A 16,290-nucleotide genomic window follows, 5' to 3' on the forward strand; every position below is an offset into this window, starting at 1 on the left:
TTCGCCTGACGTACCCACGTTCAAGCGTTCCCCCCAGCATGCAGGAGTGTCACGTGAGCAAGCTTGTCGACTTTCCGATCACGGCGCGGTGGCCGGCCGCCCATCCCGAGCGCATCCAGCTGTACTCGCTCAACACGCCGAACGGGGTGAAGGCGTCGATCATGCTGGAGGAAACCGGGCTGCCGTACGAGCCGCACCTGGTCGACATCATGAACAACGAGAGCCACACGGCGGAGTTCCTCGCACTGAATCCGAACGGCAAGATTCCCGCGATCATCGACCCGGACGGCCCCGGCGGCGAACCACTGGCGCTGTTCGAATCGGGCGCGATCCTGCTGTACCTGGCGGACAAGACCGGCCAGTTCATCCCGGCCGATGCGGCGCGGCGCTGGGAAACGATCCAGTGGGTGTTTTTCCAGATGGCCTCGATCGGCCCGATGTTCGGTCAGGTCGGTTTCTTCAACAAGTTCGCCGGCAAGAGCTACGAGGACAAGCGTCCGCTGCAGCGCTATGTCGACGAATCGAAGCGCTTGCTCGGCGTGCTCGACGCGCAGCTGGATGGTCGCGACTGGATCATGGGCAACGACTACACCATCGCCGACATCGCCACGCTGGGCTGGGTGAACAACCTGGTGACCTTCTACGAGGCGCGCGAACTGGTGGCGTTCGACAGCTTCGGGAATGTCTCGGCCTGGCTCGAACGCGGCCTGGCGCGGCCGGCCGTGCAGCGCGGCCTGAAGATTCCGGCGCGGGCCTGAGGCCTGTCAGCATTTCGCCTCCCCGAAGGCCGCCGGGCGCCTGCCTGGCTGACTAGTCTCTGGCGTACCGGACCGCTGGCGTCCCATCACGAGGAGATCCGATGAATCGTCGAAACCTGTTGCAGGGCATCCTGCTGGGTGCGGCGGCGCTGCCGCTGCATCGCGTGGCATTCGCGATGCCGGCGGCGTCACCTGCGGTGGATGCCATCGCGGCACGCCTGGCGGCGCTGGAGCGAAAACACGGCGGGCGACTGGGCGTGGCGATGCTGGATACCGGCAGCGGGCACCACGCCGGGCGCCGCATCGACGAGCGCTTCCTGATGTGCAGCACCTTCAAGCTGCTGGCAGTGGCTGCGGTGCTGGCGCGGGTGGATCAGGGCAGCGAGCAGCTGGATCGACGCATCATTTTCGGCAAGGACGTGCTGCTGGCATGGGCGCCGGAAACGTCGCGCCACGTGGGCGCGCCGGGCATGACGGTCGGCGAGCTCTGCCAGGCCGCGATCACGGTGAGCGACAACACCGCCGCCAACCTGCTGCTGGCCAGCCTCGGCGGTCCCGCGGCGGTGACCGCGTTCGTGCGCACGCTGGGTGATCCGCTGACCCGGCTCGATCGCACCGAGCCCGAGCTCAACGTCGGCGGTCCGGGCGAGCTGCGCGACACCACCACGCCGCAGGCGATGCTGGGCGACCTGCGCGCCCTGCTGCTGGGTGATGCGCTTTCTGCCGCGTCACGCGCACGCCTGACCGGCTGGCTGCGCGCGTGCACCACGGGTTTGCACAAGTTGCGCGGCGGCCTGCCATCGGGCTGGCAGGCGGGCGACAAGACCGGCAGCGGCACGCAGGGCGAGAGCAATGACGTGGCGATCCTGTGGCCACCGCAGCGCGCGCCCGTGCTGGTCACCGCCTATTACGCACCCACATCGCCTGATGCCGACGTGGGCGCCCGCGTGCTGGCCGAGGTGGGTCGCATCGCGGCCAGCCTGTAAAAAAAGCCATTCGGGCTGCCGTGAAGGCGGCCCGGTCGCGCTCCGTCATTCTCCCGGGTGATAGACCCGCTCGGTATGCCCCTGCAACTGCTCGGGCCAGAAGTACACGGTGCGCAGGTTGCCGGTGGTGTAGCGCTCGGCCTCGTCGTTGAAGTGCTTCGATGTGGGATGGCCGCTTTCGCCGCCGGCCGTGATCGCGCGGGCGCTGACCTTGGGGCCGAACTCGACTACCGCTACGAAGCTGTTGCCGCTGGTGCCGTAGTAACGCTTCGTGCCGGGCCAGCGATGCGCGCCGAACGAGGCCAGCGAACCCCAGCGCGAGGAGACGAACGGCACCGGGATGCTCGGCTTGCCGTCGTCGAAGCTCTGCACGATGGCGCCGTCGTTGCGCTGGAAGCGGTTGATCTCGCCCCACGGCACGCCCCAGCTGCCGAAGTCGTGTTCCAGTCGGTCGGAGGCGGCGACCAGCGCGTCGAGGCGCGCCTTCGGGCCCGCGTCGCCGGCCATGAAGTCATACACCGACTGGTCTTCCGATTCGGCCTGGGCATGCACGCGATCCCACAGCGTGTCGCCCCAGAACACCGCCAGCGAGGTCGGCATCGAGGCGATGCCCCAGCGATAGTCCCAGCCCCGCAGCAGGGCGATCTGGCCAGCCAGGCGGGGTTTCAGCGGATCGTTGTCGGGCAGCCTGTCGTAGTCGGACACCAGCACCGGGATCAGTTGCGCGAAGGCGGGCAGATAGGAGTCGAACGCCGCGGTGATCAGCGAGGCCTTGCTGAAGTCGCGTACCCGATCGAGCACGCGGGTGGCGTGGACGCCGCGCGGGTTCTCGCCGAAGGTATCCATGTAGCGCGGGTAATCCTTCTGCTGCGGGCTGAACTTGCCCGCGGCGGAGTAGGGCCAGTTGTTGGTGTTCATGATCCAGCCGTTCGGCGGATCGAGCAGGTGCGGCGCCTCGTCCAGCGTGTGCAGGCCCTGCCAGTCGGTGGCCGGGTCGCTGCCGTCGACCGGCTGGGTGTAGTCGAAGCGGTTGTCGCGCCTGGGGATGAATTGCGGATGCATGTACGCGATCTCGCCCTTGTCGTCGGCGAAGATCGTGTTGTTCGAGGAGTTCGCCTTGAGCTCGGCCACCTTGCGGTAGCTGGCGTAGTCGCTGGCCTTGGTGCGCAGCCAGCTCTGTTCGAGCGCCGCCATCGGCTTGTTCATCAGCGCGATGGCGATCCACTTGCCGTCGGCCGCGCGCACGATCGGGCCGTGATGGGTGAAGCGGGCGGTGAAGCTGCGGCTGGCCAGCGAGCCGTCCTTCGCCCGATAGCGCAGCCTGATCGTGCGCGAGGTGAGCGGACGCAGTTCCTTGCCGTAGCGATAGAACAGCTGGTCGCCCTTGTGCACGATGGTCTCGGCGAATTCGTCGACCACGTCGGCGCCGGTGGAGGTATGCATCCAGCCGATGTGCGGATTGAAACCCTGGTAGATGAAGAACTGCCCCCAGGTCACCGCGCCGTAGGCGTCCAGCCCCTCGTCGCTGGACATCTGCAGTTCGGAGCGGAAGAAGAACGAGGTGTGCGGGTTGATCCACAACAGCGCGTGGCCGTCCACGGTGAGCTTGGGCGCGATCGCGAAGCCGTTCGAGCCGGTCGGCTCGACCCAGCTCGACGGCGTCTGCACGCTGGCCAGTTTCGTTCCGGCCTTGCCGTAGAACGCGGCGAGCCGGTCGAGCGAGACACGCTCGATGTCGCCGCCGATGCTGCCTTCGCTGAAGCTCAGCGCCATCCACGGCTCGAACTGCCGGATCACCCGCGGATGCACCTCGGGATGGGTGGCCAGGTAGTAGTTGAGGCCGGCCGCCCAGCTGTCCATCAGGGCCTGCAGCCAGGCCGGACTCTTCGCGTATTGGGCCTTGAGTTCGACGGGATCGATGAACAACTGCTGGCGCAGGTCGCTCCAGATCGCCGACTCGCCCTCGGCTTCGGCGAGCCAGCCCAGCGAGTTCAGGTAATTCGTCTCGACCCGGTTGAAGTCGTCCTCGGCCTGGGCGTAGGCCATGCCGAAGACGGCGTCGGCATCGGTCCTGCCGTGCACGTGGGCAATGCCCCAGTCGTCGCGGGTGATCGTGATTGCCTGGGCCTGGCGCTGCCAGTCGGCCAGCTCCGGTGGTGCGCTGCGGGCGGTGGCCAGCAGGGTCGTCAGCATCAGCGTGGCGGCCAGCAGGCCTCGCGGCAACAGGGTGGATGGCGCCGATCGGCGCAGCTTGTTCAAGATGGTTGCGTGCATCTGTTTGCGATCCCCCGGGTTCGTTGGCGCCGCCGTACCGCGTGGAGTTGACCACTACCGGGCCGTCTGTGCAAAGCCTGGTTCGACGGAGTCGACGGCGCTCCCGGATGCCGTTGATCGAATCGCATTGCTCGCGGAGCGAACCCGCATCTGCTGGCGATCGGGACTGCAACTGAACTCGGCATTAATTCACGCGGGCAAAATACGTCGCCGGGTTCGCAGACTGTGCAGGTTCGCTGGGGCAGGATCGGACAGGTTGTGGCGAGTATTCGTGCATCACCGCCGCAGCATTCCGATATGAAGAGGAGAACTCCCCATGTTGAATCGATCTTCCCGAGGCGCCTGTCTCGCTCTCGCCCTGGTGGCAGTCACATCCCTTGCCGGCTGCAGCGGCTACGTCAAGCGCACCGACTTCGACGCCGCCATCAGCAAGCTGCAAAGCACCGATGCCCAGATGCAGCAGCAACTGGACGCGCTCACTGCCGACATGCAGCAGCGATTCTCCAAATACGATGCCACCCTGACGGAAATGCAGGGACGCCTGCGCGTGGACACGGTGGCCCATTTCGATTTCAACAAGGCCGATTTGAACGAACAGGACAAGGCCATGCTGAAGGACTTCGCCCAGGTGATGCAGGCGCACCACTCCAGTGCGGTGGTGACGGTGGAAGGCTTCACCGATCCGGCCGGTTCGCGGGCCTATAACCAGCGGCTGGGCCAGAAGCGCGCGGACGCCGTGCGTGACTACCTGGTTTCCAGTGAAGGCATGGCCGCCGGCCAGGTTCGCGCGGTCAGTTATGGCGAGGCGAGCAACCGCCAGGTGGAGAAGGGTGCATCGCGCGACGCGGGCACAAGCAACCGCCGCGTGGCCCTGGTGGTCGATTACGCCGGTTGATCAGGGCGGGGCGCGTGAGCCGCGCCCCGTTCCAGTGGTGCTGCTTGCCGCGCAGGCGAGCATCGTCTGCGCGGCAAGCGCGACGGCTTTCCGAGTTTCCCGAGCTGTACCGAGGCGGTTGTGGGGTTTGTCCAGACCGTCATGTAGGCGGGTGACCGGCGTCCACGCAGGACACGGCTCAAGTTCGATCCGGCCTTGCGCTCGCCCTGCAAATGGGCGTTCCGGGGCCTCATGCCGTGGCTATAGTCCGCCTGATCGTGGGGACGTTCGTTTCGATGCCTTGTCGCCACGCTCTTCCGGCCGAGGATACGAACATGCCCAGCTCCAGCGATTACCGGCAGAACGCGAGTTTCTTTCGCAGCCGCCTGAACACGATTGCTGCCCGCACCCGGGTGGGCAAGAGCCGCATCCATATCGATTCGGGCGGCAATCACACCCGACGCCAGCCTTCGCGGTCGATGGAAGAGAAGCTCAGGAATTACGGCGAGCGCCGCTATCACTCGGTGGCGCGCATCCTTGCCTTGTTTGAGATCGTCAGGAAGACCGAGCGGCTGAGTGCCCCGGTGCTGGTCGAAAGCAAGGGCGCGGTGTGGCAGGCCTACGTGGACCGCAGCGGCGGCGTCGACAATGCCTGCCACACCTGTCCATGCCATCTGCAGCTCGATGGCAAGCTGCCGACGATGATCACCGGCAACAGGGGCCTGCGTCGGCATCTGGTGCTGGAGTTTGCCGACTGCGTCTCGTTGCCCCGCAGCGTGAACAACATCGACAGCATCGTCGACGAGATCGCGGGCCGGCAGGCCTTTGTCCGGGCGGCCAGCCTGGTGCTGAACCAGCCGGACACCGGCTGGGCGGAGGGGCTGGATCTGTTCCGCGAGGACATGCGCGAGTTGCTCGGCGACATGGTGGAGACGATCACCCGGCCGCCCGGGCCCGAGTACCGGGCCTCGAGCGAACTGAACCAGGAGCGGCTGGACGTGCTGCTGGCGTACTACGAAGGCATTTTCCTGACCAGCACCGCTTCCATCCGGATGGGCCATTTCATCGGGCAGGTCGAGGCGGAGATGCGCGTGCCCTGAGCGCCCGCGCTTTCCATTCGACTTTTTCGCGTGCCCTGATGCCTGCCGCTGCCTGACGGCGGGCCGGCTGGGAATGCCTGCGCCGCGGTGCCGGCCCCCGTTCATTCCGAAACACGATGCTGCCCGCCATCGGCGGTCTTCTGCATCCTCCCCCTGTCGCCGGTTTTCGCGATGCCGCGCCCGGCGCCGACGCCGCCGTGCGCGCGTCTCACGACAGGTTCAGTCGCATGGCGTGACGGTCGAAAGTACAAGTCCCGCAGGATTGCGGCATCGTAGGCCTCTGGCCTGCCTTCACGAAGGCAGTTTTCCCGTCGTGATCAGCGGCGCAGGAAAGCCGCTGCCGAAGCTGGCAGTGCCTTCGGCGAGTGGCGGATGCAGATTTTCCGGTGGTGCCCAGCGGCATGCCGGGGAAACGGCCGGCGTCGGGATTCCGGGTCGGTCGAATGACAGTGACTCATGAACCGCCCAAACCGAGGAGAACGCAATGCACAACGAATTCAAACTGACCGGCCCGCAGACCGAGCTGACCAGCTACCCCCAGTGGGCCCAGGACATGGTGGCCGATTGCGAGAGCACCAAGCGCAGCGTGATCGAGCACCCGCTGTGGGAATCCATGATCAATGGCAGCCTGGGCAAGGCCGGGACCACCAACTTCATGGTCGGCATCTGGCCGGTCATCGAACGGTTCCCGGCGTACATGGCGCAAAGCCTGCTGAAGACCCGGTTCGGCCGCAGCGCCGGCGACAACCTGGCGCGACGCTGGCTGGTACGCAACATCCGCGTCGAGCAGAACCACGCCGAATACTGGCTCAACTGGGCCGAGGGCGCGGGTATTGCCCGCGAGGAAGTGCTGCAGGGGGTGGCCCCGCACGGCACCGAGACGCTGGCCAACTGGTGCGAGGACGTGAGCCGCAGGGATACACTGGCCGCGGGCATTGCCGCCACCAACTATGCGGTGGAAGGAGCCACCGGCGAATGGTCGCAACTGCTCTTCGACAGTCGTCGTTATGTCGAGCGCTTCCCGGAGAAGAGCCGGGCCGGATCGCTGCGCTGGTTGCAGTTGCATGCGGCCTACGACGACACCCATCCGTGGGAGGCGCTGGAGATAGTCTGTACACTGCTGGGAACGGAACCTTCCGCCGATGAAGTGAGCCACGTCGGCGAATGCATCAAGCGCAGCTATACCAGCATGAGGATTCTTGCTGATCGCTGCGTCAAACCGCATCGTGTTCTGGATGTACTGAACGAAGCCGCAGCCTGAGGGAACCAGGTTCCGGGCAGTGTCTTGCCAGAACGTGATGTGTCGATCACGAACCAAGGGACGCCATGCGAAGTTCGCGACTCAGCTTGCAACGACCGTTGTCACGACGCTTGATGCCGTTGGTGTACGGGCTCGTGGGCATGCTGGTGCTGATCCTGGCACTGACCTGGGGCGCACTGCAGCTGCAGGTGGCTCTCGCCGGTTTTCTCAACGGCGAGAGCATCTGGTCGAAGGCGCAGAAGCAGAGCGTGATTGCGCTGGAGAGTTACGCGATCTCCGGCGATCCGGCCGACCTGGCCAACTACCGCGAGAATTACGGCGTGCTGATGGCCGATCGCTCGGCCCGCGACCAGATCCTGTCCGGCAGCTACGACTACGAGGAAGTGGCCGGCGCCCTGCGCCGCAGCAATACCGTCACCATCGCGATCCCCGGCGTCATCTTCATGCTGCATCATTTTTCCGGTGCGCCCTACATGCGCGACGCGCTGGATGCCTGGCGTTCCACCGATACCTCGATTCAGGACCTGAACACGATCGCCGACGCGCTGGCCGCCGGTTACGCGAGCGGCACGCCGGGACAGGCGGAGATTGCCCGCCAGCGCGCGCGCATCCACGCGATCAACAGTTACATCGAGCCGCGCAGCACGCTGTTCTCGCGCAAGATCGCCGATGGGGCGGTCTGGATGGGCCAGGTGCTGTTCTGGGGCGTATTCGGCGCCGGACTCATCGCCGCGCTGCTCTGGCTGGACATGGCGCGGCGGATTCTCGCCAGCGTGCGCGGCAGCGAAGAGCGCTATCGGCTGCTGTTCGACAGCGCCGCCGATGCGATCGTGATGATCGACGAGTCCAGCGGACGCATCCTGGACGTCAACCGCACCACCTCCAGCTGGACCGGCCGCAGCGCCGGCGAACTGGTCGGTGACCGTTTCGTGCACCTGTTCGTGCAGTCGATGGCCGGGCAGCAGGCCGGGCGGGCAGCCAGCAACCTGCTGCTGGGCGAGCAGGGCAGCACGCGTCCGGTGGAGTTGCAGACCAGCCTGGCCAACTGGGGCAGCCAGCCGGTGCGCCAGGCGATCATTCGCGACATCTCCGAGCGTCTGAAGATGGAGCAGGAGCGGCGCATCGCGGCAGAGGCGCTGGCGGGCATCGCCGAGGGCGTGATCATCGCCGATGCGGAACGACGGGTGCTTTCCACCAACGAAGCCCATGTGGGGCTGACCGGGTTTTCCAGCCAGGCGCTGATCGGCCGCCGCCTGGACGAGCATCGCCGCCTGCTCGATGGCAAACCGTTGCCGCAGTCGATCTGGGAGGGCGTGGCGGCCGGACAGAACTGGAGCGGGGAGGTGCTCAGCAACCGCAACGACGGCAGCAGTTACCCCGAACACCTCAGCATCAGCGCCACCCGTGACGGGGAAGGGCAGCCGCAATATTACGTGGCAGTGTGCACCGACATCCACGAGGCCAAGGCCAGCCAGCAGCGGCTGGAACACATGGCGCGGCATGACCCGCTGACTGGCCTGGTCAACCGGGCCGAATTCGAGCGCCATTGCAGCGAGGCGATCGCGGTGGCCGAACGCGAGCGGCTGGCGGTGGTGGTGCTGTTCATCGACCTGGATGCATTCAAGATCGTCAACGACAGCTACAGCCACGCGATCGGTGACCGGCTGCTGGTCAAGGTGGCCGAGCGGATTCGCCGGCAGCTTTCCGATGGCGACGTGGCTGGCCGCATCGGTGGCGACGAGTTCACCGTGCTGATCCCGCGGCTGATCCTGCGCGAAGACGCCCGCGCCATCGTCAACCGCCTGCTGGTCAGCCTGTCCGAACCCCTGCTGATCGACGATTACGAGATCGTGCTCAGCGCAAGCATCGGCGTGGCCGGCTATCCGCTGGACGGCGCCAACGCGGCGGCGCTGATCACCAACGCCGATGCAGCGATGTATGCGGCCAAGGCGGAAGAGCGCAACGCCTGCCGCTTCTATACCCCGATGATGCACGCCGACACGCGTCGGCGCCTGCAACTGGCCACCGAGTTGCGCCAGGCGCTGGCCCGCAATGAATTCCACCTGGTGTTCCAGCCCAGCGTGGAACTGCGCAGTGGGCGCATCGTGGCGGTGGAGGCCCTGCTGCGCTGGCAGCATCCGGAGCGCGGCGAAATATTGCCGGGTGAGTTCATTCCGGTCGCCGAAGGGCTGGGCCTGATCCGGCGCATCGACGAGTGGGTGATGCAGACCACTTGCGCCCAGATCCAGGCATGGGACCTGGCCGGGGTGCCGCCGATTCGGGTGGCGGTGAACATCTCGGCCCGCTGGTTCGGCCACCCCGCCTTTGTCGACGGGGTCAACCGCGCGCTGCAGTCGAGGCAGCTGTCGGCAAGCCGCCTGCTGCTGGAGATCACCGAGAGCGCGATGCTGCGCCTGGGCGACGACATCGAACGCACCATGCAGACCCTGCATGCGCTAGGGATCGAGGTGGCGATCGACGATTTCGGCACCGGTTATTCGTCGATGGCTTACCTGAAGCTGCCGGCGGTGGCCTATCTGAAGATCGACCGCTCCTTCGTCACCGGTCTGCCCGGCGACGCCAACGATGCGGCGATCACCGAAGCGATGCTGGTGATGTCCAAGAGCCTTGGCCTGATAACCATCGCCGAGGGCATCGAGACCGAGGCACAGCACGACTTCCTGTTGCGCAGTGGTTGCGTCGAGGGGCAGGGTTACCTGTATTCCCGTCCGCTGCAACCGGATGAGGTGCGCCATCTGTTGTGCCCGAACCAGCCGCTCGTGCCCGCACGGCTGAAGCTGGTGCCGCCCAAGCGCAGCTGATCCTTCGCGCCTGCGCGCGATTCCGCGCGCAGGCAGCGCTCAGAACCGGTTGATCTGTATCAGTGCGCCCGTGCACCGTGTGCGCGACAGTGCATGAAAACCATCGGGAGGTGGACAGACATGGTCAGCCACGATTGCATGCCACTTCGCCACCGGCCGGCTCCGCGCCAGGCTGGCGCTCCCCTGATTGCGGCGCGGTTTGGTCGTGATCTCGATGCCGAAGTGCAAGCCCGCGAACGACGCATCGACGAGGAACTGGCGCAAAGCTTTCCCGCCAGCGACCCGCCGGGCTGGGTGCAGGGTGCCGCGCCCCCGCCGCATTGATACCCGTCGACGACGAGGCCGAGCCACCCCATTCCGGATCATCGAGGAGGATGAAATGGACGTATCGATGTATCCGCCTGCCACGGCGGAAACCGCGCGCAAGCGGCGCGAGCTGGCGCCTGCGCCGCTGCAGGCCTTCAAGGCTTTCAGCGCGGCAGTCTTCGCCGATGGCGCCTTGCCGAATGTCACCAAGCAGCTGATCGCGGTGGCGGTGGCGCATGTCACCCAGTGTCCCTACTGCATCAAGGGACACACCGCCGAGGCGTTGAAGCAGGGCGCCAGCGAGGCGCAGATCATGGAGGCGATCTGGGTGGCTGCCGAGATGCGTGCCGGCGGGGCGTACGCGCACTCCACGCTGGCGCTGGACGTGATGTCGCACCAGCATGGAGCCGCCTGACATGGCCACGCGTTACGCTGGAGTATCTGACAACATTCTCGACGCGGTGGGCGACACGCCGCTGCTGGAGATCGAGGGCGTCTACGCCAAGCTCGAATTCCTCAATCCTTCCGGTTCGATCAAGGCGCGCATCGCGAAATACATGATCGAGCGCGCCGAGCAGGAGGGCCTGCTCAAGCCCGGCGACACCATCGTCGAGGCGACCAGCGGCAACACCGGCAATGCGCTGTCGATGGTGGCGGCGGTGAAGGGCTATCGCATGCTGGTGGTGATGCCCGAGGGGCTGTCCAGCGAACGGGTGGCGATTTCGCGGGCATTCGGGGCCGAGGTGCTGTTCTGCGGCAACTTCCACGTCAACGAGGCGCTGAAGCGGGCGCGCGAACTGGGCCAACAGCCGGGCTACTTCGCCCCGGCCCAGTTCGAGTCGGAATGGAATGTCGAGGAAAACCGGGTGGTGCTGGGGCCGGAGATCCTGGCCCAATTGCCGAGTGGCCGGTTGCCCGATGCGCTGGTGCTGGGCGTCGGCACCGGCGGGACCCTGATCGGCGTGGGCCAGGCGTTCCGCGCGGTCAATCCGGACGTGCGGCTGTTCGCGATGGAGCCGTCCGAGTCGTGCACGATCCTGTGCGGCGAGATCGCCACGCATACCATCGAGGGCATTTCCGACGGCTTCGTGCCAGGCATCTTCCAGCGCCACGCGAGCCTGGTGAACGAGGTGCTCAGCGTGTCCAGCGCCGACGCGGTGGCCGAGATGAAGCGGCTGGCACGAACCCACGGCCTGTTCTGCGGGCCGAGTTCGGGAGCGCACCTGCTGGCCGCCAAGCGGATCCGGCAGAACTTCCCCGAACTGAAGACCGTGGTGACGGCATTCTGCGACGAGGGCGAGAAGTACCTGCACGAATACTTCATGCAGCCCGCAGCGGCCGAAGTCGACGCGACGCACTTTCGCTGAGCGGTGCCTGCGGCACTCCCGCAGGCACCGCCCGCCGGCATTTCGAGCAGGACCTACAGCGCTGCGCAGTGGCGGTTCAGCCACTCCAGGTCTGCTTCGTCCAGCAGCGGACTGAGTGCGGCGCGCACGCTGGCGTGATAGTCGTCCAGCCAGGCGCGTTCTTCCGGATTGAGCAGGCCCGGCTCCAGTGCGCGGCGGTCGAACGGGCACATGGTCAGCGTCTCGAAGGCGAGGAACTCGCCGAACTCGGTCTGCTCGGCCTCGACCACCACCGCCAGGTTCTCGTGGCGGATGCCGTGCCGGCCTGGCTTGTACAGGCCCGGCTCGATCGAGCTGATCATGCCAGGCTCCAGCGCCACCAACGCCCCGCCGGGTACCGGCGCGCGGATGCCGTGCGGGCCTTCGTGCACGTTGAGGAAGTAGCCCACGCCGTGACCGGTGCCGTGGCCGTAATCCATCCCGGCCGCCCACAGCGGCGCCCGCGCCAGGGCATCCAGCTGCGGGCCGCTGGCGCCTTTCGGGAAGCGCGCCCGCGACAGGTTGATCATGCCCTTCATCACCAGGGTCGCATCGCGGCGCTGCTCGGCGGTGGTCTCGCCCAAGGCCAGCACGCGGGTGATGTCGGTGGTGCCGCCGAGATACTGGCCGCCCGAATCGATCAGCAGCAGGCCCTTCGCCTGCAGCGTGCTGTGCGCTTCGGGCGTGGCGCGGTAATGCGGCAGCGCGCCGTTGGCCTGGTAGCCGGCGATGGTGGCGAAGCTCTCGCCCACCCAGCCCGGCTGGGCCGAGCGCTCCTCGCGCAGCACCGTGTCCACGTCCAGTTCGGTGACCGTCATGCCCGCGGCCAGGCGCTGCTCCAGTCGACGGAACCCGCGCACCAGGGCGGCGCCGTCGCGGCGCATCACGTCGCGGACATGTTCGAGTTCGGCGGCGCTCTTCACGGCCTTGAAGGCGGTGCTGGGGTTGGCCGCCTCGATCCGCGTCACCGCTGGCGCGATCGCCGCCGCGATGGTATCGACCACCCGACTGCTGTCCAGCAGCAGGCGCTCGTTCGCCCCCAGCTCGTTCAGCACGGAGGTGACCGAGGCGTAGTCGGCGATGGCGATGCCGTCGGCGGCCAGTCGCGCGACCAGGGCATCGGTGAGCTTGGCGCGTCCGACGAACAGCGTGGCTCGCTGATCGGCCTGGACCAGCAGGTGGGCCAGGAACACCGGGTTGCACTCGACATCGCTGCCACGCAGGTTGGTCAGCCAGGCGATGTCGTCGAGGCTGGACAGCAGGTGATGGGTGGCGCCGAGCTTGTGCATCGACTTGCGCAGGCGGCTGAGCTTGTCCGCGCGCGCAATGCACGCGTAAACGGGGTCGTGTTCGACCACCGCCGCCTGCGGCAGCGCGGGTCGATCCGGCCAGATCGCACCGGGCAGGTCCAGGTCGGTGCGCAGGCTGGCGCCGGTGCCGGCCAGATGCCGTTCGATCTGCTGGCGCGTGGTGACCGACACGCTGTCACCGGCCACGGCCAGCACGTCACCCTGGTGCAGGTGCTGCTGCAACCACGCCAGGTGTTCGGGGGTATGCGGCACGCGCAGTTTCATCAGGCGGATGCCGCTGCCTGCCAACTGCTGCTCGGCCTGGGAGAAATAGCGCGAGTCGGTCCACAGTCCGGCCTCGTCGCGGCTCACGATCAGGGTGCCGGCCGAGCCGGTGAAGCCGGACAGCCATTCCCGGGCGGACCAGTGCGCGGGCAGGTATTCGGACAGGTGGGGATCGGCGCTGGGAACCAGCACGGCGGCAACGCCATGCTGCTGCATGGCCGCGCGCAAGGCGGCAAGACGGGCGGGGACGGGGCTGTTCATCCGGTCATGCTAGCAGGCCGCCCACGGCTGTTTCACGCTCCCAGGGGGCGCGTAAATGAACTGATCGCGAGGAAAATTCATCTGCCATCTCGCAGTGAAACGCTTCTGCAGCTAAAATGCCTAATTTCCGCACGGCTGCTTTCCATGACCCCCCTGATTTTCGTCACCGGCGGTGTGGTGTCCTCGCTTGGCAAGGGCATTGCTGCGGCGTCGCTCGCTTCCATCCTCGAAGCCCGCGGCCTCTCGGTCACCATGATGAAGCTCGATCCCTACATCAATGTGGATCCGGGCACGATGAGTCCGTTCCAGCACGGTGAGGTATATGTCACCGACGACGGCGCCGAGACCGACCTCGACCTTGGCCACTACGAGCGTTTCCTGCGCACGCGCCTCACCGGCAAGAACTCGATCACCACCGGCAAGATCTACGAAAGCGTGATCCGCAAGGAACGTCGCGGCGACTACCTGGGCGCGACGGTGCAGGTGATCCCGCACATCACCGACGAGATCAAGCACTGCATCCACGAGGCCACCCGCGGCTTCGACGTGGCGCTGGTGGAGATCGGCGGCACCGTGGGCGACATCGAATCGCTGCCGTTCCTGGAGGCGATCCGCCAGCTGCGCATCGAGCACGGCCCGGAGAAGGTGGTGTTCATGCACCTGACCCTGGTGCCGTTCATCAAGGCTGCCGGCGAGATCAAGACCAAGCCCACCCAGCACTCGGTGAAGGAACTGCGCTCGATCGGCATCCAGCCGGACATCCTGCTGTGTCGCTGCGAGCAGCCGCTGCCCGAAGGCGAGCGCCGCAAGATCGCGCTGTTCACCAACGTGCCGGAGCAGGCGGTGATCAGCGCCGCCGACGTGGACATCATCTACAAGCAGCCGCTGTACCTGCATGAGCAGGGGCTGGACGACATCGTGGTCAAGCGCCTGAACCTTGACGCCAAGCCGGCCGACCTGTCCGAATGGCAGCGCACGGTGGACGCGGTGGAGCATCCGAAGGACGAGATCACCGTCGCCATCGTGGGCAAGTACGTCGAGCACAAGGACGCCTACAAGTCGCTGGGCGAGGCGCTGCGTCATGGCGGCATCAAGCAGCAGACGCGGGTGAACCTGGACTGGATCGACTCCGAGCAGATCGAGGCCGATGGCGCCGCCAGCGTGCTGGGCAAGGTCGATGCGATCCTGGTGCCCGGCGGTTTCGGCAAGCGCGGTTTCGAGGGCAAGGTGCTGGCCGCGAAGTACGCCCGCGAGCACGGCGTGCCGTATTTCGGCATCTGCTACGGCATGCATGCGGCGGTGGTGGACTTCGCCCGGCATGTCGCCGGCCTGGCTGACGCCGACTCCAGCGAGAACGATCGCAATACCGCCAATCCGGTGATTGCACTGATCACCGAATGGACCACCGCCACCGGCGAGGTGGAGCAGCGCAGCGACCGTTCCGACCTCGGCGGCACCATGCGCCTGGGCGCGCAGGAATGCCGCCTGAAGGCGGGCACGCTGGCGCGCGAGATGTACGGCCAGGACGTGGTGCGCGAGCGGCATCGCCATCGCTACGAATTCAACAATCGCTATCGCCAGTCGTTCGAGGACCTGGGCCTGGTGATCTCGGGCAAGTCGATGGATGACCTGCTGGTGGAGATCGTCGAGCTGCCGCAACAGCAGCATCCGTGGTTCCTCGGCTGCCAGGCGCATCCGGAGTTCACCTCGACCCCGCGCGATGGCCATCCGCTGTTCAGCGGCTTCGTGCACGCCGCGCGCGAGTTCAAGGCCGTCCATGCAGGCGACAAACTGGCGCAGGAGTCCGTGGCATGAAGCTTTGTGGCGTTGAGGTAGGCCTGGACCAGCGACTGTTCCTGATCGCCGGCCCCTGCGTGGTCGAGTCCGAACAGTTGCAGCTGGACACCGCCGGCACGCTGAAGGAGATCACCGGCCGGCTGGGCGTCCACTTCATCTTCAAGTCCAGCTTCGACAAGGCGAACCGGTCGTCGGGCGACAGCTTCCGTGGCCCCGGCCTGGAAGAAGGCCTGCGCATCCTGGCCGAGGTGAAGCGCCAGATCGGCGTGCCGCTGCTCACCGACGTGCACGAATACACGCCGATGGACGAGGTGGCTTCGGTGGTCGACGTGCTGCAGACGCCGGCCTTCCTGTGCCGGCAGACCGACTTCATCCAGAAGGTGGCGCGCGCCGGCAAGCCGGTGAACATCAAGAAGGGTCAGTTCCTGGCGCCGTGGGACATGAAGCACGTGGTGGCCAAGGCCAAGGCCGTGGGCAACGACGACATCATGGTGTGCGAGCGCGGCGCCAGCTTCGGCTACAACAACCTGGTGTCGGACATGCGCTCGCTCAGCGTCATGCGCGAGACCGGCTGCCCGGTGGTGTTCGACGCGACGCATTCCGTGCAGCTGCCGGGCGGGCAGGGCGCCAGTTCGGGCGGCCAGCGCGAATTCGTGCCGGTGCTGGCGCGTGCGGCGGTGGCCGTGGGCGTGGCCGGCCTGTTCGCCGAGACCCATCCCGATCCCAGCAAGGCGCTGTCCGATGGGCCGAATGCCTGGCCGCTGGGCAAGATGGAAGCGCTGCTGGAAACGCTGCTGGAGCTGGATGCCGTGACCAAGCGGCACCGCTTCCTGGAGCAGGATGTTTCCTGAAACACCGGGCGCAGCGATGCGCCCGTTCCAACTCTTTCACC

General features: G+C 66.5%; 13 protein-coding genes. 11 read left to right on the forward strand and 2 right to left on the reverse strand.

Annotated elements, in window-relative coordinates; all coding sequences use genetic code 11:
• Positions 1-53: 53 nt before the first annotated feature.
• Together AC3A56_RS08995 and bla are read left to right on the forward strand one after the other, a co-directional pair.
• The gene (locus AC3A56_RS08995) at positions 54-758 is read left to right on the forward strand and encodes a glutathione S-transferase N-terminal domain-containing protein (RefSeq protein ID WP_056764704.1); all 705 of its coding nucleotides are present in this window, start codon (positions 54-56) and stop codon (positions 756-758) included.
• Between the two features lie 101 nt (positions 759-859).
• The gene (gene bla, locus AC3A56_RS09000) at positions 860-1,744 is read left to right on the forward strand and encodes a class A beta-lactamase (protein WP_056764705.1); all 885 of its coding nucleotides are present in this window, start codon (positions 860-862) and stop codon (positions 1,742-1,744) included.
• Positions 1,745-1,789: 45 nt separating this feature from the next.
• Here the strand turns inward: bla and AC3A56_RS09005 are convergent, their stop codons facing one another.
• Positions 1,790-4,018 carry a penicillin acylase family protein gene (locus tag AC3A56_RS09005; protein WP_487770095.1) on the reverse strand — a complete coding sequence of 743 codons (2,229 nt, stop codon included), beginning with the start codon at positions 4,016-4,018 and terminating at the stop codon, positions 1,790-1,792.
• 316 nt (positions 4,019-4,334) lie between these two features.
• Between AC3A56_RS09005 and AC3A56_RS09010 the strand changes: the two genes are divergently transcribed.
• From AC3A56_RS09010 to AC3A56_RS09040, 7 genes are all read left to right on the forward strand, one after another.
• On the forward strand, positions 4,335-4,913 hold the full coding sequence (locus AC3A56_RS09010; RefSeq protein WP_056718358.1) for an OmpA family protein: 579 nt from the start codon (positions 4,335-4,337) through the stop codon (positions 4,911-4,913).
• 314 nt (positions 4,914-5,227) lie between these two features.
• Positions 5,228-5,992 carry a hypothetical protein gene (locus AC3A56_RS09015; RefSeq protein WP_487770096.1) on the forward strand — a complete coding sequence of 255 codons (765 nt, stop codon included), beginning with the start codon at positions 5,228-5,230 and terminating at the stop codon, positions 5,990-5,992.
• A gap of 484 nt (positions 5,993-6,476) precedes the next feature.
• Complete coding sequence (locus AC3A56_RS09020; RefSeq protein ID WP_487770097.1) at positions 6,477-7,253, forward strand: iron-containing redox enzyme family protein; 777 nt, start codon at positions 6,477-6,479, stop codon at positions 7,251-7,253.
• Positions 7,254-7,366: 113 nt separating this feature from the next.
• Positions 7,367-10,075: a putative bifunctional diguanylate cyclase/phosphodiesterase gene (locus AC3A56_RS09025; RefSeq protein WP_487770098.1), complete on the forward strand. Its 2,709-nt coding sequence runs from the start codon at positions 7,367-7,369 to the stop codon at positions 10,073-10,075.
• 138 nt (positions 10,076-10,213) lie between these two features.
• Positions 10,214-10,399, forward strand: a complete 186-nt coding sequence (locus AC3A56_RS09030) for a hypothetical protein (protein WP_157599281.1) — start codon at positions 10,214-10,216, stop codon at positions 10,397-10,399.
• 55 nt (positions 10,400-10,454) lie between these two features.
• On the forward strand, positions 10,455-10,796 hold the full coding sequence (locus AC3A56_RS09035; RefSeq protein ID WP_056718363.1) for a carboxymuconolactone decarboxylase family protein: 342 nt from the start codon (positions 10,455-10,457) through the stop codon (positions 10,794-10,796).
• Between the two features lies 1 nt (position 10,797).
• Entirely contained in the window at positions 10,798-11,748 is a 951-nt protein-coding gene (locus AC3A56_RS09040; RefSeq protein ID WP_056718364.1) for a PLP-dependent cysteine synthase family protein, read from the forward strand.
• Positions 11,749-11,801: 53 nt separating this feature from the next.
• On the opposite strand, the gene AC3A56_RS09045 is transcribed toward AC3A56_RS09040, so the two are convergent.
• A complete protein-coding gene (locus tag AC3A56_RS09045) occupies positions 11,802-13,601 on the reverse strand; it encodes an aminopeptidase P family protein (RefSeq protein WP_056718365.1) in 1,800 nt (599 codons plus the stop codon).
• Positions 13,602-13,745: 144 nt separating this feature from the next.
• Between AC3A56_RS09045 and pyrG the strand changes: the two genes are divergently transcribed.
• Positions 13,746-15,416 carry a CTP synthase gene (gene pyrG, locus AC3A56_RS09050; RefSeq protein ID WP_056718366.1) on the forward strand — a complete coding sequence of 557 codons (1,671 nt, stop codon included), beginning with the start codon at positions 13,746-13,748 and terminating at the stop codon, positions 15,414-15,416.
• Positions 15,413-16,249, forward strand: a complete 837-nt coding sequence (gene kdsA / locus AC3A56_RS09055; protein ID WP_007809120.1) for a 3-deoxy-8-phosphooctulonate synthase — start codon at positions 15,413-15,415, stop codon at positions 16,247-16,249. Before pyrG ends, kdsA begins: the two co-directional genes overlap by 4 nt.
• Positions 16,250-16,290 lie beyond the last annotated feature (41 nt).

The sequence above is a fragment of the Rhodanobacter sp. Soil_C_14 genome, from assembly GCF_057657335.1.